Raw genomic sequence first — 19,960 nt, 5'->3', positions numbered from 1 at the left:
GGAGAAACCCGGTGGTGCCCAGGGCCGAAAGCTTATGGGCTACTGACGGAGTGATTATGATTCGACAGCGCACACTGAGAAACGCGATCAAGGCGACGGGCGTAGGCTTGCACACGGGTGATAAAGTCTACCTGACCCTGTCCCCTGCGCCGGTGGACACCGGTATCGTATTTCGCAGGGTCGATCTCGATCCCGTGGTAGAAATCCCCGGACGAGCGCACAACGTTGCCGAAACAACGCTCTCTACCAGTCTTCACGCTAACGGCGAGAAGGTCTCCACCGTGGAACACCTCATGGCAGCCATGGCGGGCCTGGGCATTGACAACGCATACGTGGATGTCAGCGCTCCGGAAGTTCCGATCATGGACGGCAGTGCCGGACCATTCGTCTTCCTGCTGCAGTCGGCAGGGATTGAAGAACAGAATGCGCCCAAAAAGTTTATCCGGATCAAACGCAAGGTCACGGTCGAGGACGGCGACAAGGTAGCCAGCTTCCTCCCCTTTGATGGCTTCAAAGTCTCCTTTACCATCGATTTTGACCACCCCGTTTTCCGCGATAGAGCACCGCATGCCGAGGTGGATTTCTCCACGACGTCCTTCGTCAAGGAAATCAGCCGGGCCCGTACGTTCGGCTTTATGCATGAAATCGAGTACCTCCGCTCCCAGGGCCTGGCCCGGGGCGGAAGTGTCGACAACGCCATCGTGGTTGATGATTACCGCATCCTCAACCAGGATGGCCTGCGTTACGACGATGAGTTCGTGCGCCACAAGATTCTCGACGCCATCGGCGATCTGTACCTGCTGGGTAACAGCCTGATTGGCGAATTTCGCGCCTACAAGTCCGGCCATGGGCTCAACAACGCCTCGCTTCGGGCGCTGATTGCCCAGCCCGATGCCTGGGAAGTGGTGACTTTTGAAGACGAAGCCACTGCGCCTATCTCCTACGCCTTCAACCCTGTTCCCGCGGTTTAAGGTCGATCGACGCTGATCGGCCCAAATTGGGTACCAGTTCACACCGTTTGTGGTTATTTCGTGGTCAATCATGCCGGTTTGTGGCATAGTCCGCGGCTCTGTGACCGATTTTTCCTGTAGATGAAAGTCATTCTCATAAATCGCAAGCACGGCGGATCCCGTTCGATTGAACTGGGTCGCTGGTCTCGTGCGCTGCTCTCCCTGTGCTGTCTGGGCCTGCCCCTGGGTATGGTCGGCGTAGGCTACATGCTGGGTCAGGACTCTGACGCCAATGCGATGCGCGAAGTAGCCCTGGATCGCCTCCAGGACGAGCTGGCTGAGCAGGAGCAGGAATTGGCGCAGCTGCAGGCTCAGGCCGAGCGCAAGATGGCCGCAATGACCCGTAATGTGGCCGAAATGCAGGCGCGGATGACCCGTCTGGATGCACTTGGTCAGCACCTCACCGCCATGGCAGATCTCGAAGAGGGTGAATTTGATTTCAGCCAGCCCCCGGCTATGGGTGGTCCGCTGGGCGGCGAATTCAGTGTTGAATACAGCACCTCGGACCTGATGGCCGAGCTCGGCCTGTTTCAGGCCCGGGTAGAAGACCGTGAGCAGCAGTTGGAAATTCTCGAGACGCTGCTCAGTAACCGTAAGCTAGATGAGCAGACGTTCCTCTCCGGGCGCCCGGTCGAAAAGGGCTGGATTTCCTCTTTCTATGGCAAACGCAACGATCCCTTTACCGGCAAGCCCGCCTTCCATCACGGCGTCGATTTCGCCGGTAAGGAAGGCACCAACGTCATTTCTGTGGCGGCCGGCGTTGTTACCTGGACGGGGTCCAAGAGCGGTTACGGTGAGACCATTGAAATTTCCCATGGCGATGGCTTTGTCACCCGCTATGCCCACAATAAAGAGAGCCTGGTCAAGCCGGGTGATGTGGTGCGCAAGGGCCAGCCGATTGCCTTAATGGGTTCCACCGGTCGCAGTACCGGTGCCCATGTCCACTACGAAGTCTACAAGCACGGTCGCTCAGTCGACCCGTCAAGTTACATACGACGAACCCGCCGCTGACGCGTATAATCCCTTCTTTTTGTTCCCGCCCGTCCACGTAGGTCCGGCGGGTTGTTTCGTATACAAGACAAGTTGAACAGCTATGATTGGCAATCCCCTGAAGATGATTTTTGGCACCCGCAATGACCGGGAGCTCAAGCGCCTGGGCAAGGTGGTCAAAAAGATTAATGCCCTGGCCGAAGACACGGCGGCGCTCAGCGATGAGCAGCTGAAAGCCAAGACGGAAGAATTCAAAGGTCGGCTGGCGAACGGCGATACCCTGGACAAGATACTGCCCGAAGCGTTTGCCGTTGTGCGTGAGGCTGGCGAGCGGGTTCTGGGCCTGCGCCATTTTGACGTGCAGCTGATCGGCGGCATGGCGCTGCACGAAGGCAAAATTGCAGAGATGCGCACCGGTGAGGGTAAGACGCTAGTAGCGACCCTGCCGGCCTACCTGAACGCGCTGGCAGGCAGCGTACACCTTATTACGGTCAACGATTACCTCGCCACCCGGGATGCTGCCTGGATGGGGCCCCTGTATGAATTCCTCGGTGTCAGTGTGGGTGTGATTCGCTCCGGGCAGTTGCCGGAACAGAAAACCGCCGCCTATAGCGCCGACATTATCTACGGCACCAACAACGAGTTTGGTTTCGATTATCTGCGCGACAATATGGCCTTCACCCTGGGTGACAAGATGCAGGGCAACCTGGCCTTTGCCATTGTCGACGAGGTGGATTCCATCCTGATCGATGAGGCCCGTACACCGCTGGTGATTTCCGGCGCCTCTGAAGACAGTTCAGAGCTTTACAAGCGCATTAACAAGCTCATTCCTTCTCTCCAGGCTGATGTTGAAGGCCAGTCCGGGCACTTCACTGTGGATGAAAAGGCCCGCCAGGTGGAGCTGACTGAAGACGGTCATGAGTTCATTGAGGGACTGTTGATTCGCGAAGGTCTGCTGCAGGAGGGCGACAGCCTCTACGCGGCCACCAATCTGAACCTACTGCACCACGTGTATTCAGGCCTGCGTGCCCACGCCATGTTCCAGAAGGATGTGGAGTACATTGTACAGGAAGGGCAGGTGGTGCTGATCGACGAGCATACCGGTCGTACCATGCCCGGCCGGCGCCTCTCTGAAGGTCTGCATCAGGCGATCGAGGCGAAAGAGGGCGTGGCGATCCAGAGTGAAAGCCAGACCCTGGCGTCCACCACCTTCCAGAACTATTTCCGCCTGTACGACAAGCTCGCCGGCATGACCGGTACCGCGGATACCGAGGCCTTTGAATTCCGCCAGATTTATGGTCTGGAAGTGTTGGTCATTCCCACCAACAAGAAGCAGGAACGCAAGGACCTCAACGATGTGGTCTACCTCAGCCGCGAAGAAAAGTTCGACGCCATTGTTGCCGACGTGAAGGATTGTATGGAGGCAGGGGCACCTGTACTGGTAGGTACGGCCTCTGTTGAAACCTCAGAAGAACTGTCGGCGCGTTTCCGCAAATCCAAGATTCAGCATAAGGTACTGAACGCCAAATACCACGAACAGGAGGCAGAAATTATCGCCCAGGCGGGCCGCCCCGGTGTTGTGACCATCGCCACTAACATGGCGGGCCGCGGTACCGACATCGTGCTCGGCGGTAATCTGGAGTCAGAAATGACTGCCGCTGGCGAAATCTCCGATGTGCGCAAAGCCGAGCTCAAGCAAGCCTGGGAGCAGCGTCACCAGCAGGTGCTGGAGGCCGGCGGCCTGCATATTCTCGGCACTGAACGACACGAATCACGCCGTATCGACAACCAGCTGCGCGGCCGTGCCGGGCGCCAGGGTGACCCCGGTGTGTCGCGGTTTTACCTGTCGCTGGAAGATAACCTCATGCGCATCTTCGCCTCTGACCGGGTGAAAAACTTCATGCAGGCCCTGGGCATGGAGAAGGGCGAGGCGATTGAGCATCGCATGGTGACCAACGCGATTGAAAAAGCCCAGCGCAAAGTAGAAGGCCGCAACTTCGATATCCGCAAACAGTTGCTGGAATATGACGACGTCGCCAATGACCAGCGCCAGATCATTTACGAGCAGCGCAATGACCTGCTTGGTGAAGCCGACATTTCCGACACTATTACGGCTATTCGCGCTGATGTGGTGAACGAGGCGGTCGACAGCTTTATTCCGCCGATGAGCGTGGAAGAGCAGTGGGATATTCCAGCCCTGGAAAAGCAGCTCGAAGCCGAGTTTGCGCTGCCGCTGCCCGTGCAGTCCTGGCTGGACGCCGACGACAAGCTTCACGAAGAAGCCCTGCGTGAGCGAATTGTGAATGAAGTTCAGGCGGCCTATGAAGCCAAGTGCGAATCTGTGGGCCCTGACATGCGCAAGATCGAAAAGCAGATCATGCTGCAGGTGCTCGATACGCTGTGGAAGGAACACCTGGCGACGATGGACCACCTGCGCCAAGGTATTCACCTGCGCGCCTACGCCCAGAAAAACCCCAAACAGGAATACAAGCGCGAGTCCTTTGCCCTGTTTGAAGACCTGCTTAGCAATCTCAAGCTTGAGGTGGTGAAATTCCTCAGCCATGTGCAAATCCAGCGTCAAGATGAAGCAGAGCTGATTGAACGGCAGCGCCGGGAAGCTGCCGAGCGTGAAAAGCTCGCCTTCCAGCACGCCGAAGCATCGGCGATGGGTGAGTCCGAGGCGGAAGAGCCGCAAGCGCCGCAGCAGCCCTCCACCTTTACCCGTGAAGCGCCCAAGGTGGGCCGCAATGATCCCTGCCCCTGTGGCAGCGGCAAGAAATACAAACAGTGTTGCGGCAAGCTCTAAGGTGATTTGATGGCCGTAGGAAACGATACGCTCCCCAAGCTCCTGCCCGTGCCAGGGCTGCGCCTGGCCACGGTATCTGCCGGTGTAAAGACACCGGGACGCAAGGACCTGGTATTGATGGAGCTGGCCCCGGGCGCCAACTGTGCCGGCGTGTTTACCCAGAATGCATTCTGCGCGGCGCCGGTAGCGGTGGCCAAGTCACATCTGGGTGCAAGCCAGGCACAGCCTCGTTATCTGCTCGTTAATACTGGCAATGCCAACGCGGGCACCGGAGAGACTGGCCTGCGTGACGCACGTGCCTGCTGTGCTGCTGTGGCAGAAGCCACAGGGTCAGATGCGGCAGAGGTTTTGCCGTTTTCGACGGGCGTCATCGGTGAGCCGCTGCCGGTAGAGAAAATCACCGCGGCAATTCCCGCGGCGGTAACCGGCCTTGATGCCGACGGCTGGGCCGATGCGGCGGAAGGTATTCTTACTACTGACACGCGGCCCAAGGGTTTGTCGGTGTCTTTCAACTGCGACGGCATCGACTATGTTGTGACCGGTATTGCCAAGGGCGCGGGTATGATCCGCCCCAATATGGCGACCATGCTGGGCTATATCGCCACTGACGCTGCAGTGGCTCCGGAGCTGCTGCAACGTCTGCTCAGCGAGGCGACCGACATGTCGTTCAACCGGGTCTCGGTTGATGGTGATACCTCCACCAACGACGCCTGCGTCTTGGTGGCAACCGGTGCCGCGGGCAATGCTGTCGAGAAAGATGCCGGTTCAGCATTGGCGCTGGCACTGCGCGATGCCGTGCAGGAAGTCGCGGTGACCCTGGCCCAGGCGCTGGTGCGCGACGGCGAGGGTGCCAGCAAGTTTGTCACCGTCGCTGTCGAAGGTGGCCTGAATGAGCAGGAATGCCTGGACGTGGCCTTTACGATTGCCCATTCGCCGCTGGTGAAAACCGCGCTGTTTGCCTCTGACCCCAACTGGGGAAGACTGCTGGCGGCCATCGGACGCGCCGGTCTGGCTGAACTCGATGTGGATCGCGTCGGCCTTTATCTCAATGATGTGCTGATTGCCGAGCGCGGCTGTCGTGCGGCCAGCTATACCGAAGAACAGGGTGTTGCAGCAATGGTGGCCGAAGATATCGTCATTCGTGTGTGCCTGAATCGGGGTGACGCCGCTGCCAGTGTCTGGACCACTGATTTTTCCTACGACTACGTGCGTATCAATGCTGAGTACCGTACCTGAATGACTGAGGTGCATGTCGCTGTGGGCGTTATTCTCGACGCCGAGCGGAATATTCTTCTCACCCGCCGCGCCGCCGATGCCCACCAGGGCAGCCTGTGGGAATTTCCCGGCGGGAAAGTGGAAGCCGGCGAAACTGTACAGGCGGCCTTGTCGCGTGAGCTTGCCGAAGAATTGGGAATCGAGGTCAGCGCTAGCGAGCCGCTGATCGAAATTCGCCACGACTACGGTGACAAGCGGGTCTTCCTGGACGTACATATTGTCCCGGCGTTTGCGGGGCAGCCCAGTGGGCTGGAGCAACAACCCATGGCCTGGGTGTCTGCTGCGGAACTGGCGGGTTATGAATTTCCGGCGGCCAATGTGCCGATTGTTAAGGCAGTGCAGGCCTACCTACGCTGATTGCGCGAGAAATTGCGCGTGCAATTGCTCGACGATACCGTCCAGGGCGTCCAGTGATTGCGAATTGTCGATCACAATATCCGCTTTCCCCACACGCTCCTCGCGCGACATCTGCGCCGTCATAATCCGTTTCACCTGAGCCTCATCATTATTGTCCCGGGCAACGGTACGCGACAGTTGAATATCTTCCGGTACATCAACAACCACAATGAGGTCGGTGAGGTCTTTCTGCTGCGTCTCCAGCAGGAGTGGCGAGGCAAGAATGGCGTAGGGCGATGTGGCAGCGGCGAGCTGGTCGCGAATTTCCTGGCCGATCAAGGGGTGGGTTAAGGCCTCCAGCCAGTGGCGTTCGGCTTCATCGGCAAACACAATCTTGCGCAGCGCTGCCCTGTCCAGGCTGCCATCTGGCAGTAGAATGGCTTCACCGTGGCGCTGGGCAATGGCCTCGAGTGCAGCGCCGCCGGGTTCTACCACAACGCGCGCAGCGATATCCGCGTCGACCACGGTTATCCCAAGCGCCTCAAACCGTGAGGTGACGGCAGACTTGCCGCTGCCGATGCCACCGGTCACACCGACAATCACTGGGGCGCAACTCCCAGCAGCGTGCTGTTCAGCGTGTCTCCCACGAGCAGCGCCAACCATCCGGCCGCGGCGAGATAGGGGCCAAAGGGGATGGGCACTTCGCGGCCGCGATTGCGGGCAATCATCAGCCCGATGCCGACGACAGCGCCAACCACGGAGGATAGCAGGATAATCAGGGGCAGCATCTGCCAGCCCAGCCAGGCCCCGAGGGCGGCCAGGAGTTTAAAGTCGCCATAGCCCATGCCTTCCTTGCCGGTGAGCAGTTTGAATATCCAGTAGACGCTCCACAGGCTCAAGTAGCCGCCCATGGCGCCGATGACGGCCTGCTCAATGGGCACAAAGGTACCGCACAGGTTAAACAACAGTCCGAGCCACATGAGTGGAAGCGTAATGTCGTCCGGGAGTAACTGATGATCGATGTCGATCATGGTGAGTGCGATCAGTGCCCAGGTCAGCAGCATGGCGCCCAGCAGTGCCGGCGAGGGCGGAAAGAACCAGGCCAATGCGAGTGTCATCAGGCCAGTGAGCAGCTCAATAATGGGGTAGCGAACTGAGATGCGCACTCCGCAGTTGGCGCAGCTGCCACCCAGCAAGAGATAGCTAAGCACAGGAATATTCTGCCAGGGTTTAATCGGTGCCTGGCAGGCCGGGCAGTGGGAGTTGGGTGTCGCGAGGCTGAGTTGCGGCTCTTCTTTTTCCGGCTCAACCTCGAGCAGCTCACAGCAGTCGCGCCGCCAGCGCGACTCCATCATGATGGGCAGGCGATGAATTACCACATTGAGAAAACTGCCGACAATAAGACCCAATGCCAGCAGCACGGTGTAGGTCAGCCCAGGGTGCAGGGCGAAGATTTCAGACATCGTAAACCTTGTTCCCGGAGCCGGGGCGCGTTAGATGACGGTACCGAGCATGAAGATGGGGAGGTACATGGCGATGAGCAGGCCTCCGACCAGGACACCTAGAATGGACATGATCATCGGTTCCAGCAGCGAACTGAGATTGTCCACGGCATTATCCACGGCTTCTTCGTAGTGATCTGCAACTTTATCGAGCATCTCGTCTAGTGAGCCGGACTCTTCACCAATCGAAACCATTTGCAGAAGCAGGTTGGGGAAAAGGCCCGTGGTCATGATCGAGGCGTACAATGTCGTACCCGTGGTTACGTCGTCTTTGATCTGCCTGATCGCTTTAGCATAGATCGCATTGCCAGCCGCGCCAGCGGTCGACTCCAGAGCGTCTACAAGCGGCACCCCTGCAGCGAATGTGGTTGACAGAGTCCGTGCAAATCTTGCGATCACCGCGTCGTGGACAATTCCACCGATAATGGGCGCCTTCAGTGCCATCTTATCCAGGAATTCCGCAAATTTGACGGATCGAAATTTGGCTTCCCTAAATGCAAAGAAGGCACCAATTCCGGCGAGTAAGAAAATAAACCACCATTCCTGCACAAACTCAGATATTTTCAGAACGAAAAGTGTGAAGGCGGGAAGATCTGATCCAAAACCCCGGAATGTTTCCGCAAAGGTGGGAACTACTTTAACCAGGAGAACCACAGTAACCACAACGGCCACGGCGATAACTGCCAGCGGATAGGTCATTGCCTTCTTAATCTTGCGCTTCAGCGCTTCGCTTTTTTCCTTGTATGTTGCCACTCTGTCGAGCATCACTTCCAGCGTGCCCGATTCTTCACCGGAGGCGATTAGGCTGCAGTAGAGATCGTCAAAATGCCTGGGAAATTTCTCCAGGGCGGGTGCTAGTCCAGAGCCGGATGCAACGTCATTTTTGATCGTATTGATCATGTCGCGCATAGTTTCTTTGTCGGCCCCATCAGCCACAATTTCAAAACTCTGTACAAGTGGAACACCTGCTTTCATCATAGTGGCCAGTTGGCGTGTGAAGGTCGCAATATCCTCAGGCTTGATGGGCTTGCCTTTGCCGCCGAAAAGAGGCTTGGGCTTTTTCTTCACCGATTTTGGTACAACACCCTGCCTGCGCAATTGTGCTTTGGCCATAGCCTGGCTGGAGGCACTGATTTCGCCCTTGGTATTGCGGCCGTTTTTGTCCGTGCCGCTCCAGATGTATAAATCGTTTCCGGTTGCTGTCGCCATTTGGTAACGCCTCGTCCCCTAGTCTTGTTATCAATCCACTGTGATTCGGTTGGCTTCTTCCAGGCTGATTAAGCCCATGGCCACTTTGCGCAGTGCCGAGACACGCAGAGTGTTAAAGCCTTCTGCTGTCGCCTGGTCCTGAATTTCAAGTGAATTCCCTTCTTCCATGATAATTCGTGCTATTGCCGGTGTGATTCTTACCACTTCGTAGACACCGACACGTCCCTTATAGCCGTCCTGACAAAGGCTGCAGCCTACGGCTTTCTTAATCTCAGCCCCAGCCAGTAAGTCTGCAGTGAATCCCTGTTTCAGGAGTACGTCTTCGGGTATGTCGTCTGCCGGCGCAGAGCATTCCTGGCACAGGCGCCTGGCGAGACGCTGCGCGATAATCAGATCCACAGAAGTGGCCACGTTAAAGGCAGGTACACCCATATTGAGCAAGCGTGTTACCGTTTCCGCGGCACTGTTTGTGTGAAGTGTCGACAGAACAAGGTGGCCGGTCTGAGAGGCTTTGATGGCAATCTCTGCGGTTTCCAGGTCGCGTATCTCACCAACCATAATGATGTCGGGGTCCTGGCGGAGAAATGACCTCAGTGCCTCAGCGAAGTTCAGGCCAACCTTCGGATTTACGTGGACCTGATTAATGCCCTCGAGATTGATTTCCACCGGATCTTCTGCGGTAGAAATATTTCGCTCTGCAGTATTGAGAATATTGAGACCAGTATAAAGCGACACGGTTTTACCTGAACCGGTGGGGCCTGTGACGAGAATCATGCCCTGGGGCTGGTCCAGTGCCTTCAGGTACATTGCCTTCTGGTCTTCCTCGTAGCCCAGAGCGTCGATACCGAGTTGCGCGCTCGTGGGATCCAGGATACGCAGTACAATCTTTTCACCGAACAATGTGGGCAGCGTGTTCACACGGAAATCGATGGCCCTGTTGCGCGACAATTTCATCTGAATGCGGCCATCCTGGGGGACGCGTCGCTCAGAAATATCCATTTGCGACATGACTTTCAGGCGGGCTGCCAGGCGATGGGATAGGTTACGAGGCGGCTTAACCATTTCCCGCAGCACGCCATCGGTGCGAAAGCGAACGCGATAGCTGTGCTCATAGGGTTCGAAGTGAATATCCGAAGCCCCCTGTTTGATCGCGTCGATGAGCACTTTATTGACGAACCGGACAATGGGCGTCTCGTCTATGTCGCTGCCTTCGTCGTCGTCGCTGCTGTCGCCTGTAGAGACGTCAATGCCATCCAGATCTGCAGCGTCGAGATCGTCTAGACCATTCGACAGTGTGTCCTGCATGTCCACCCAATTGCCAATCATCTTGGCAAGGGTGCGCTCCTCCAGTAGGACTGCGTCGGTGTTAATGCCGGTATGGAATTTTATTTCATCGAGGGCGGCTAGATTGGTGGGATCTGAGACCGCGATGAAAAGCCGATTGCCCCGGCGATAAAGTGGCAGCGCGTGATGTTTCGTGACCAGGTCAACGTCGACCAGACCGCTGGGCATGCTGGCCATATCAAAGCATTCGGTATCGAATTGTGGAACGCCAAATTCCTGGGAAGCCACTTCCGCCAGGCGATAGCCATCAACATTTTGCTTGTCCACGAGATATTGCACGAAGTGCATCTGTTCCATAGATGCACTTCGCTGGGCTTCAGCGGCAGCTTCTGCGGAGATGACTCCTTCGGCGACGAGTCGCCCTGCAAGACCACTCAGTTGCCCGATAGCTTTGTCGTTCATCTGCTCTGGGTCCCTTTGGCAGCGTAGACTTTTATTTGTTTATAAAGACTCTCAAGTATAACCAGCGCTCAGGTTGACTCCTAGCTTTGTCCGGTTTTAAGTCGAGAAATTTGCGGAAATGTGATGTATCCAGTTGGGGCGTTGCGGTTTGAGGCACCGGGCTCGGCGGAAGACTGACAAATTTTGTCACTTTGTGCGCCTTGGTGTAGCCGTTGGTTGTTTGATGGCAGATCCGTGCAGCCTGCGGGCGGGCGGTAACTTATTGTTTTTATAGCTATAATAATTTTATTTGGTTGTAGCGATGGTTTTGGCTCGCTTTCTGCATTGATGTTTTGGCACCATGGGGTCCGTGAGCAACTGTTGCTATGGCTCACGGCGCATAAACAAAACCTAGAATCTCGAATGGAGTAGGGATACATGAACATTCAAAAGAAAGCACAGCAGGGTTTCACCCTGATCGAACTGATGATCGTGATCGCGATTGTCGGAATTCTGGCTGCCATCGCGCTGCCGGCCTATCAGGATTACACGATCCGCGCGAAGATGTCCGAGCCTATGGCTTATATGTCTGAGCTGAAGACCAGTGTCACTGAATATTACTCAGCGACTGGTAGGCTGCCAAACGGTGACTCCCAAGCGGGTGTTGGCGATGCTCCCAACACGGATATCACGCAGACCGTATCTTACGATGCGACCAATGCCCCAGTGATCTATGCGAACGTTGTGGGTTCAGTATTCCCTGACGGCGATGCGAGATACTTTGTACTTTCCGGTATCACTGTTGGCGCTGAGCGCGAGATTCGCTGGGTTTGCAAGCCTTCTGCTACCACTGCTCCTGGTGGCGCAGTGAGCACTGACTTCTCTAACGACACTAACTGGCTGCCGGCTACCTGCCGTGGCTAATTAGCCGTCTGGTACAAAAAAGCCCGGCATTAGCCGGGCTTTTTTGTATCTGCATCAAAAAACTGTGGCATCATCCGCTATCAAGCCTGGCCGTTTGCCCGATCTGAATTTGACTCAATATATCCGTTCGCTTCCTTACGCAGCGCTCTTTGCGATGCTCCTGCTCGGCCTTGGGATCTATTGCCATGGCAGCGGGGACTATTGGTTGTACGATGACCACCCGAATCTGGTCAACAATCCTGACCTGCAGTTAGATGGCAGCGAGTTGGATGATTGGCGCACAGCGGCGCTCAGTTCCGGTTCAGGGCCGCTCCGCCGTCCAGTTGCGATGATCAGCTTCGCTGCGAATGCAGTTGTCAGCGGAGAGCTTGACGCCCCGATTCTTAAAATGACCAATGTTGTGATACACGCATTGGCTGTGCTTGCGCTGTGGGGCTTTTTCTCTACTCTGTTGCGTTACTTCCGAAGCTCCGGAAACAGGGAGTGGGCGCCATGGTTGGCCCTTGCTGCCGCCGTCGCCTGGGGTTTACACCCTTTGCATGTCTCAACCGTTCTCTACCCTGTGCAGCGGATGGCACAGCTCTCTGCGCTGTTGGTGATCACGGGTCTCTGGTTGTTTGCCTATTACCGCAACCGCTGGTCAGAATCCGGGGGCACTCCAGGCGAAGTGATAGCAGCCGCGCTTTGGCTTGGGCTGATTACAGCTTGTGCCGTGCTATCAAAAGAAAATGGCATTCTGTTACTTTGGATGATGGCTGCGCTCGAATTTGCTGTCTATCGCGGCCGGTGGCGGGGGCACGATCTTCCCTGGTTGCACAGATGCGCAGCGACGGCAGTAATGGTTCCTGCGCTGGTACTTCTAGCGGTTTTTGCTGTGGCCCCGGATTGGCTTGTGTCTCGCTACAGCATGCGCGAGTTTGACCTGTATGAACGAGTGCAGACGCAATTGCGCCTCCTGTGGATCTATCTGAGCTGGTTGCTGCTCCCTGATACTACTCAGTACGGACTTCATCACGATGCCATTACCTGGTCTCGCACACTGTTCAATCCGGTGACGACGGTATTGGCGTTGCTGGCCTGGGTTGGGATGCTTCTCACAGCCCTGTGGAAGCGACGCGAGCATCCGCTGTTTTTACTGGCGGTCTTGTTTTATCTGGTGGGTCACAGCATGGAGTCTTCTGTTTGGCCTTTGATGATGGTTTTCGAGCACCGCAACTATCTGCCGGGCATTGGCGTCTATCTGGCGTTGACGATTGGCCTCGTTGGAGCATTGCAACGGAGTCAAGCAAAGCATCCTGTGCTCCCCATATTGTTTCTTCCGCTTGTTCTGCTCGCGATGCTTGCGCTGCGAGTGGACGCGTGGTCTTCCCAGGATCGTCTGGGTGAGGCGGGGGTTCGCCACCACCCTGATTCTTCACTCTCGCATTATGTCTATGCCAATGCCCAGTTGCGTCATGCAGAATCAGGTGCGGCCTATGCCGAGCATGTGGAGGCAGTGACGCGCGCACGCTATCACTTTGACCAGGCTGCGAAACTGGATCCGCGCGACCTCGGAGCATTGGTCACACTGCACCAGCTGGATTCGACGTATTTTTCCCGCCTGGAAAACAGAACGGACTGGCTGGCACGCATTGAGCAGATCCTCGTAACAGCGTCATTGAGCAGGGAAGATGCCGCCGCATTGAAAAACCTGATGTCCTGTCTCGGTGACGACGGTTGTGAAGGGGGGCCGGTGGCCTATCGGAGAATTTCCGATGTACTCGCTTCGCGCTTTCCACGATGGAGTCAGCGCTACGTGCTGGAGCATGTTTACGCGACCAAGTCGCAGGTGTCGGCTGAGGACCGTATGCCGATCTTGCAGGCAGGTTTGGCGCAGCACCCTGGACATGTGACGCTGCTCCACAAAGCGCTTGTAGACGCTTTGGAAATCGGTGATATGGGTTTGGTTTACGATCTTGCGCTGCAGTTGTACCAGGCCGACCCTATGCGCTACCAGCTGTCGCGTATGACGGCGCTATTTCCTGCCACTGTGCGTTTAGAGCATCGGGGGAACTGAGTTGCGCCCGCGTTTCCTGCCTCTGCTGATATTTGTGCTGTTGCTTGTAGCGATCACCTGGGCCTATATACCCGGAGTAGCTGGGCCCACATTGCTGGACGACCACAGTAGCCTGAATGCACTGGTCGGCCTGGAAGACAACCCCGAGTTTGGTCTTGAGTATATTCAGGGAGAGCAATCAGGACCCCTGGGCAGACCCGTGGCAATGTGGACATTTGTCGCTGAAAGAATCTACCTGGGCAGCGACATTGCCGTCACCAAGTCGGTCAACATTTCAATACACCTGTTAAACGGTGTTCTCGTGGCCTGGCTGCTGCTGTTGATGTTCAAACCATTGCAGTTGCCGGGTGCGGGCTACCTGGCTGTGGTGTTGGCTGGGATCTGGTTGGCTTCGCCATTGTGGGTCAGCAGTGTGTTGTATGCCGTGCAGCGAATGGCGTTACTGTCGACCAGTTTCATGCTGATGGCCCTGGTGAGCTATTGCTACTGTCGCGGCTTTTTGCATCGACCGGTACAGTTTTTTGCGAGACTGGCCGTGCCGCTTGTATTTGTGCTGCTGGGCGTTTTCACCAAGGAGAACGCCATAGTCGTGATACCCATAATGCTTGTTTTGGAGCTGTTCTGGTTCCAATGCCGTGATCACCGCGGAGCCCAACTGCCTTGGTTCAAGCGAGGTGTCATTTTTTCAATTTTCATTGGTGCCGTTGCGCTTGGCCTGGCATTCGTGCTGAGTTTGGAGGGTATTGCTGCTTCCTATCGAGGTCGGGATTTCACGTTACCTGAGCGCTTGATGACTGAGGCGAGAGTGTTGTGGGACTATGTGCTGCAATTTGTATGGCCCGAGGTCGGGCGGATGGGTATTTACCACGACGACTTCATCATTTCCCGGTCGCTGTGGGAACCCGTTACCACACTGCCTGCCATACTTGCCTGGGTTGGTGTTGGAGCCGCGACGTTAGTGCTCGGCCTGGGTCCATGGCGATGGGGCAAGCTGGTCTCCCTCGTGCCCGCCTGGTATATGCTCGGTCATGCAGTTGAATCGACGGTCCTGCCGTTGGAGTTGTACTTCGAGCATCGGAACTACTTTCCCGCGATAGGCTTGCTCCTTGCTCCCGCGCTTTTGTACGGCAAAGCTGTGCGGGCCTGGCCGGAGACGGCCAGACCTCTGCTGGTCTATGCCGGATTGGCAGCAGGTTGCTTGTTGTTTCTGACCAGCTCTCAGGCGCAGGTTTGGTCCAGTAGGCCGCTGCTGGCGTTTAATCATATCTCCGGCCATCCAGATTCTTTTCGCGCCAATACTGATATGGCCGTCATCATGGCAAGCCTGGGGGACTACGAGCGCGCAGCGGGATATTCTTCCCGGGCAAGAGCGGTGAACCCTCACCGGCGCAGTGGTGATTTCAATGTGCGAAACATGGCATTGGCGTGCATGGCGAACGCGCCGGTGCCGGCTGAAGATATTGCTAGCATTGGAGTCAGAGAACAGCGTCCACTCAGTTCATCGCTGGGCCTGGTCGTTCTGGTAAGGATGTTGGAAGAGGATCGTTGTCCCAGCTTTGATCGCTTCGCTTTTGCCGACCGTCTCGAAAGTCTTTATCTGGGCGAGGAGGCCAGTGCTCGAGGAAACCGCTCTGTCTATCTCGGGCTAGCGCTGTTGGAGAATGCCCTCCAGCGCTTTGAATACGCCGACCAGTACATAGATGTTTATCTTGAACTGCTGCCCGGTGACGTCAGGGCATTGCTGATGAAATTACATTTTTCTGCAGCGATGCGAGATTCAGCGCAAGTGGAAAAGATGATCACCCAATTGCAGCAGCTGGATGCAGAAGGTAAATTGACTGAACGCCAACGCCAGACATTGGCCCTCTATCTGGAGAACTAACCCGTGGATTTTTCCATCGTTATACCTGCCAAGGACGAAGAACTGGGCCTGGCGAAAACGCTGCCGCGCTTGCGCGAGCACTATCCGGAAGCCGAGGTGGTGGTTGTCAATGACGGCTCTACCGACAACACGCTACAAGTTTGTGAAGAATACAGTGTGAAGGTGGTGACACACCCATACCCCAAGGGCAATGGTGCTGCAATCAAGTCGGGTGCGCGTGCAGCTAGCGGCAAATATATTGTGTTTATGGACGGCGACGGGCAACACAATCCGGCCGATATTGAGCGCCTGCTGTACAAGCTGGAGGAAGGGTACGACATGGTCGTCGGTGCCCGAAGCGGGCGCGAAGATCAGGCAAACATTGCACGCTGGAGCGCCAACAGTCTCTACAACTGGCTTGCCAGTTGGATGGTAAACCGTCGCATTGATGACCTTACCTCGGGGTTCCGCGCGGTGAATCGGAAGAAGTTTCTCAGTTTTCTCTATCTTCTTCCCAATGGCTTCAGCTACCCGACAACATCGACGATGGCGTTTTTTCGCGCCGGCTATTCGGTGGGTTTCATACCGATCTCTGTGGCGCCTCGCTTGGGCAACAGCCACATTAGTCTGGTGCGAGACGGGGTGCGCTTCTTCCTGATAATTTTCAAGATCGGCACACTGTATTCGCCGCTAAAAGTCTATTTCCCCATGTCGCTGCTGGTTTCGGGGATGGGCGCGTTGAACTACCTGATGGGCAGTCTTACATCAGGCGGCTGGCGGTTCACCAATATGAGCACGCTGCTGATTCTGGCGGGCATGGTGATGTTCTTGATGGGGCTGCTGGCAGAACAGCTAACTAACCTACAGTACAAGGACGCGGTGGAGGACGAGAACTGATCTTGTCGGGTGGTAAGCGAGCGCAGCTAACGCCGCGCTCACCGAGCCAGCAGAAATCAGGCGCCGTACTTGGCCTTGGCTTCTTTACGCCGGGCGTGCAATACGGGCTCGGTGTAGCCGCTGGGCTGCTCTTTGCCCAGGAATACCAGGTCGCAGGCGGCCTGGAAGGCCACGTTGTCGTCAAAGTCGGGTGCCATGTTGCGGTAGGCGGGATCGCCGGCGTTTTGCTCATCGACGATGGTGGCCATGCGCTCCAGGGTCTCGCGTACCTGCGCTTCGCTGCAGACACCGTGGCGAATCCAGTTGGCGAGATGCTGGCTGGAAATACGCAGGGTGGCGCGGTCTTCCATCAGGCCGACGTTGTTGATGTCGGGCACTTTGGAGCAGCCCACACCCTGGTCGACCCAGCGCACCACGTAACCGAGAATGCCCTGGGAATTGTTATCCAGCTCACGCTGAATGTCCTCGGCGGACAAGCCCTCGGCGCCCTTGAGGGGAATGCTGAGAATGTCATCCAGTGAGGCAATGTCCCGGGACTTGATCTCTTCCTGACGGGCAGCCACGTTGACATCGTGGTAGTGCATGGCGTGCAGGGTGGCGGCGGTGGGAGAGGGCACCCAGGCGGTGCTGGCACCGGCCATCGGATGGCCCACCTTGGCGGTCATCATTTCTGCCATCATGTCAGGCATGGCCCACATGCCTTTGCCGATCTGGGCTTTACCCAACAGGCCACAGGCCAGGCCCTGGTCGATGTTCCAGTCTTCGTAGGCGTTAATCCAGGGCTCCTGCTTCATGGCGCCCTTGGGCGTCATGGCGGCGGCTTCCATGCTGGTGTGGATTTCGTCACCGGTACGATCGAGGAAGCCGGTGTTGATGAACACCAGGCGCTCACGGGCCACACGGATACACTCCTTGAGGTTAACGGTAGTGCGGCGCTCCTCATCCATGATGCCGACTTTGAGCGTATTGCGAGCCAGCCCCAGTGCGTCTTCAACGCGGTCGAACAGTTCGCAGGTAAAGGCTACTTCCTCGGGGCCGTGCATTTTCGGCTTTACGATGTACACGCTGCCCTCGCGGGAGTTGCGCGGCTGATCGGCGCCCTTGTTGAGGTCGTGCATGGCGATCAGGGCGGTGAACATGCCGTCCATAATGCCCTCGGGAATTTCATTGCCGCTGGCATCGAGAATCGCATCGTTGGTCATCAGGTGGCCCACGTTGCGCACGAACAGCAGGCTGCGCCCGGGCAGAGTCAGGGTCGAGCCATCCAGCGCGGTGTAGCTGCGGTCCGGGTTGAGGGTACGGGTCATGGCCTGGCCGCCCTTCTGGAAGCTGTCGGCGAGGTCGCCGCGCATCAGGCCCAGCCAGTTGGTGTAGACCACGGCCTTGTCGTCGGCATCCACCGCCGCCACGGAATCTTCGCAATCCTGAATGGTGGTGAGAGCCGATTCCAGGGCCAGGTCCTTAACGCCGGCTTTGTCGATGGCGCCAATCGGACTGTTGGGGTCGATCTGAATTTCGATGTGCAGGCCATTGTGGCACAGCAGGATTGTGTCGGGCTGCGCTGCATCGCCGGTGTAACCGAGCAGCTGGTCGCTGTCGGCAAGGCTGACTGTGCTGCCGTCTTCCAGGGCCACCTGCAGCTCACCGCCTGAAATGGTGTAAGCGGTGGCCTGGGTGTGATCGCCCGCGGTGAGCGGGCAGTGCTTGTTGAGAAAGGCGCGGGCGTAGGCAATGACGCGCTCGCCGCGGACCGGGTTATAGCCGCCGGCGCGCTCAGCGCCACCGTCTTCGGCAATCACGTCGGTGCCGTACAGGGCGTCGTACAGGCTGCCCCAGCGGGCGTTGGCGGCGTTGAGCGCGTAGCGTGCGTTCATGACCGGCACTACCAGCTGTGGGCCGGCGAGGGTGGCCACTTCTGGATCGACATTTTCGGTGCTGATGGCGAAGTCATCGCCTTCGGGCAGCAGGTAGCCAATCTCCTGCAGGAATGCCTTGTACGCATCGCGGTCGTAGTCGGCGCCTGGGTTGGCCTGGTGCCAGGCATCGATGTTGGCCTGCAGGGCGTCGCGCTTCGCGAGCAGTTCGCGATTTTTGGGCGCCAGGTCCGCCAGAATGGCTTCCAGGGCGGCCCAGAAGTCCGCCGGGGCAATACCAGTGCCGGGGGCAATGTCATTTTCCAGCAGGGTGTGGAGTACGGGGGCGATCTGCAGCCCACCTACTTGAATGCGATCAGTCATGGCTTGTTCCTTGTAACGCTGGGGGAAGCCCGCGATGGCGGGCCCGAATCACAGCGGGAATTCTAGGAGACAGACCAAGATTTAGCTAATTTATCGTTTTTATCACTGCCATTGTTTGAGTGAATTTAAGTTCGGGGCACCTCGGTCAGGGGGTGGGGGCCTGGCCGTCCAGTTCCCTGGCGGTATCGGTAATCAATTTGCGCAGCCAGCGGTTAGCGGGATTGTGCTGCAGGAGCGGGCTCCAGGCCATTTTCAATTCCAGTGGCGGGATTTCCAGCGGTGGATCACGCAGCACCACCCGAGGGTTGTCCCGCTTCAGTTGCGCGGCGCGCGTGGGGATGGTCACAATCAGGTCATTCTGTTCTGCCAGGGTCATGGCCGCCTGGTAGTGGCGGGTGAAGACCCGGATCTGGCGTTTCTCGCCGAGTTTGTCCAGTGCGGAATCCACCCAGCCGAGGCGCTGCACATCGTCGGGATTCACACCTACACCCACGCCCATGCCAGTTTTACTTACCCAAACGTGGTCACTGCTAAGGTAGTTCTGCAGTGTGAACTCGTCGAGTAGCGGATGATTGGCATTCAATACGCAAGTGAAGGTGTCATTCCACAGGTGGATCTGGTGGAAGGACTGGGGCATGGAGTCGAAGCGGTTGATCACCATGTCGACTTTGCCGCGCTCCACATCCAGAAAGCTCACGTCCGAGGGCGTCATAATGTCCAGGGTAATGCCGGGGGCAAGTTCGCGCAGTTTGACCAGTACAGTGGGAAACAGCGTGGCCTCGGCGTAATCGCTGGCCATGATCCGGAATACCCGCTGGGCGTCGCCGGGCTCAAATTCACTGCGCGGTTGGACAGCGCGGTCTATGCTGGTCAGTACCTCGCGAACCACCGGTTCGAGTTCGAGGGCGCGTTCCGTGGGGGTCATGCCCTCGCTGGTGCGCACTAACAGCGGATCATCGAACAGCTCGCGCAGGCGACGCAGGCCATTGCTCATGGCGGGCTGGGATAAATTGAGCTGGTTGGCGGCCTGGGTGACATTGCGCTCTCGCAGCAAGGCGTCCAGGTAAACCAGCAGGTTGAGGTCGACTCGGTTGACGTTCACAGGTGCTCCGCATTCACTTGGTGAATGATG

Annotated in this window: 15 protein-coding genes; 9 read left to right on the top strand and 6 right to left on the bottom strand. The window is 57.2% G+C overall.

The genetic code is table 11. The features are described from left to right. Positions 1 to 56 precede the first annotated feature (56 nt). The 5 genes from lpxC (at position 57) to mutT (ending at position 6,438) form a co-directional block, all read left to right on the top strand. Entirely contained in the window at positions 57 to 971 is a 915-nt protein-coding gene (lpxC, locus tag A3709_RS04105; protein WP_066050468.1) for a UDP-3-O-acyl-N-acetylglucosamine deacetylase, read from the top strand. Between the two features lie 120 nt (positions 972 to 1,091). After that, on the top strand, positions 1,092 to 2,021 hold the full coding sequence (locus tag A3709_RS04100) for a M23 family metallopeptidase (protein ID WP_066050465.1): 930 nt from the start codon (positions 1,092 to 1,094) through the stop codon (positions 2,019 to 2,021). An 82-nt stretch (positions 2,022 to 2,103) separates the two neighbouring features. Next, positions 2,104 to 4,806, top strand: coding sequence for a preprotein translocase subunit SecA (secA, locus tag A3709_RS04095; protein ID WP_066050463.1), 2,703 nt, complete (start codon positions 2,104 to 2,106; stop codon positions 4,804 to 4,806). Positions 4,807 to 4,815: 9 nt separating this feature from the next. Further along, a complete protein-coding gene (argJ, locus tag A3709_RS04090) occupies positions 4,816 to 6,042 on the top strand; it encodes a bifunctional glutamate N-acetyltransferase/amino-acid acetyltransferase ArgJ (RefSeq protein WP_066050460.1) in 1,227 nt (408 codons plus the stop codon). Beyond that, positions 6,043 to 6,438, top strand: coding sequence for an 8-oxo-dGTP diphosphatase MutT (mutT, locus tag A3709_RS04085; protein WP_066050457.1), 396 nt, complete (start codon positions 6,043 to 6,045; stop codon positions 6,436 to 6,438). Here the strand turns inward: mutT and coaE are convergent. The 4 genes from coaE to pilB are packed head-to-tail and all read right to left on the bottom strand — an operon-like array spanning position 6,430 to position 10,874. Further along, positions 6,430 to 7,020, bottom strand: coding sequence for a dephospho-CoA kinase (gene coaE, locus A3709_RS04080; protein ID WP_066050454.1), 591 nt, complete (start codon positions 7,018 to 7,020; stop codon positions 6,430 to 6,432). The genes mutT and coaE overlap by 9 nt on opposite strands. Continuing rightward, positions 7,017 to 7,880, bottom strand: a complete 864-nt coding sequence (locus A3709_RS04075) for an A24 family peptidase (protein ID WP_066050451.1) — start codon at positions 7,878 to 7,880, stop codon at positions 7,017 to 7,019. Before A3709_RS04075 ends, coaE begins: the two co-directional genes overlap by 4 nt. 30 nt (positions 7,881 to 7,910) lie before the next feature. Further along, complete coding sequence (locus A3709_RS04070) at positions 7,911 to 9,128, bottom strand: type II secretion system F family protein (protein WP_066050448.1); 1,218 nt, start codon at positions 9,126 to 9,128, stop codon at positions 7,911 to 7,913. Between the two features lie 30 nt (positions 9,129 to 9,158). Next, positions 9,159 to 10,874, bottom strand: coding sequence for a type IV-A pilus assembly ATPase PilB (gene pilB, locus A3709_RS04065; protein WP_066050445.1), 1,716 nt, complete (start codon positions 10,872 to 10,874; stop codon positions 9,159 to 9,161). A 417-nt stretch (positions 10,875 to 11,291) separates the two neighbouring features. Here pilB and A3709_RS04060 point away from each other — a divergent pair, with 417 nt between their 5' ends. The 4 genes from A3709_RS04060 to A3709_RS04045 all read left to right on the top strand — a co-directional run bounded on the left by A3709_RS04060 (position 11,292) and on the right by A3709_RS04045 (position 16,591). Next, complete coding sequence (locus A3709_RS04060) at positions 11,292 to 11,777, top strand: pilin (RefSeq protein WP_066050442.1); 486 nt, start codon at positions 11,292 to 11,294, stop codon at positions 11,775 to 11,777. Positions 11,778 to 11,871: 94 nt separating this feature from the next. Next, positions 11,872 to 13,833: a hypothetical protein gene (locus A3709_RS04055; RefSeq protein ID WP_156507564.1), complete on the top strand. Its 1,962-nt coding sequence runs from the start codon at positions 11,872 to 11,874 to the stop codon at positions 13,831 to 13,833. Between the two features lie 205 nt (positions 13,834 to 14,038). Next, positions 14,039 to 15,715, top strand: a complete 1,677-nt coding sequence (locus A3709_RS04050) for a hypothetical protein (RefSeq protein WP_197484062.1) — start codon at positions 14,039 to 14,041, stop codon at positions 15,713 to 15,715. 3 nt (positions 15,716 to 15,718) lie between these two features. Next, complete coding sequence (locus A3709_RS04045) at positions 15,719 to 16,591, top strand: glycosyltransferase family 2 protein (RefSeq protein ID WP_066050434.1); 873 nt, start codon at positions 15,719 to 15,721, stop codon at positions 16,589 to 16,591. A gap of 56 nt (positions 16,592 to 16,647) precedes the next feature. On the opposite strand, the gene A3709_RS04040 is transcribed toward A3709_RS04045, so the two are convergent. Together A3709_RS04040 and A3709_RS04035 are read right to left on the bottom strand one after the other, a co-directional pair. Beyond that, positions 16,648 to 18,828, bottom strand: coding sequence for a malate synthase G (locus tag A3709_RS04040; RefSeq protein ID WP_066050431.1), 2,181 nt, complete (start codon positions 18,826 to 18,828; stop codon positions 16,648 to 16,650). Positions 18,829 to 18,973: 145 nt separating this feature from the next. Continuing rightward, the gene (locus tag A3709_RS04035; protein ID WP_066050428.1) at positions 18,974 to 19,930 is read right to left on the bottom strand and encodes a LysR family transcriptional regulator; all 957 of its coding nucleotides are present in this window, start codon (positions 19,928 to 19,930) and stop codon (positions 18,974 to 18,976) included. Between the last annotated feature and the right edge of the window lie 30 nt (positions 19,931 to 19,960).

The organism is Halioglobus sp. HI00S01 (assembly GCF_001635445.1).
GTDB classification, from domain to species: domain Bacteria; phylum Pseudomonadota; class Gammaproteobacteria; order Pseudomonadales; family Halieaceae; genus Halioglobus; species Halioglobus japonicus.
The sequence above is the reverse complement of the archived record's forward strand: the minus strand, read 5'-3'. Positions and strand labels throughout refer to the sequence as shown.

Excerpts from the sequence above, each read along its gene's own strand:
- lpxC (WP_066050468.1), top strand. The coding sequence starts at position 57 with ATGATTCGACAGCGCACACTGAGAAACGCGATCAAGGCGACGGGCGTA.
- A3709_RS04100 (WP_066050465.1), top strand. The coding sequence starts at position 1,092 with ATGAAAGTCATTCTCATAAATCGCAAGCACGGCGGATCCCGTTCGATT.
- secA (WP_066050463.1), top strand. The coding sequence starts at position 2,104 with ATGATTGGCAATCCCCTGAAGATGATTTTTGGCACCCGCAATGACCGG.
- argJ (WP_066050460.1), top strand. The coding sequence starts at position 4,816 with ATGGCCGTAGGAAACGATACGCTCCCCAAGCTCCTGCCCGTGCCAGGG.
- mutT (WP_066050457.1), top strand. The coding sequence starts at position 6,043 with ATGACTGAGGTGCATGTCGCTGTGGGCGTTATTCTCGACGCCGAGCGG.
- A3709_RS04075 (WP_066050451.1), bottom strand. The coding sequence starts at position 7,880 with ATGTCTGAAATCTTCGCCCTGCACCCTGGGCTGACCTACACCGTGCTG.
- A3709_RS04070 (WP_066050448.1), bottom strand. The coding sequence starts at position 9,128 with ATGGCGACAGCAACCGGAAACGATTTATACATCTGGAGCGGCACGGAC.
- pilB (WP_066050445.1), bottom strand. The coding sequence starts at position 10,874 with ATGAACGACAAAGCTATCGGGCAACTGAGTGGTCTTGCAGGGCGACTC.
- A3709_RS04060 (WP_066050442.1), top strand. The coding sequence starts at position 11,292 with ATGAACATTCAAAAGAAAGCACAGCAGGGTTTCACCCTGATCGAACTG.
- A3709_RS04050 (WP_197484062.1), top strand. The coding sequence starts at position 14,039 with ATGTGGACATTTGTCGCTGAAAGAATCTACCTGGGCAGCGACATTGCC.
- A3709_RS04040 (WP_066050431.1), bottom strand. The coding sequence starts at position 18,828 with ATGACTGATCGCATTCAAGTAGGTGGGCTGCAGATCGCCCCCGTACTC.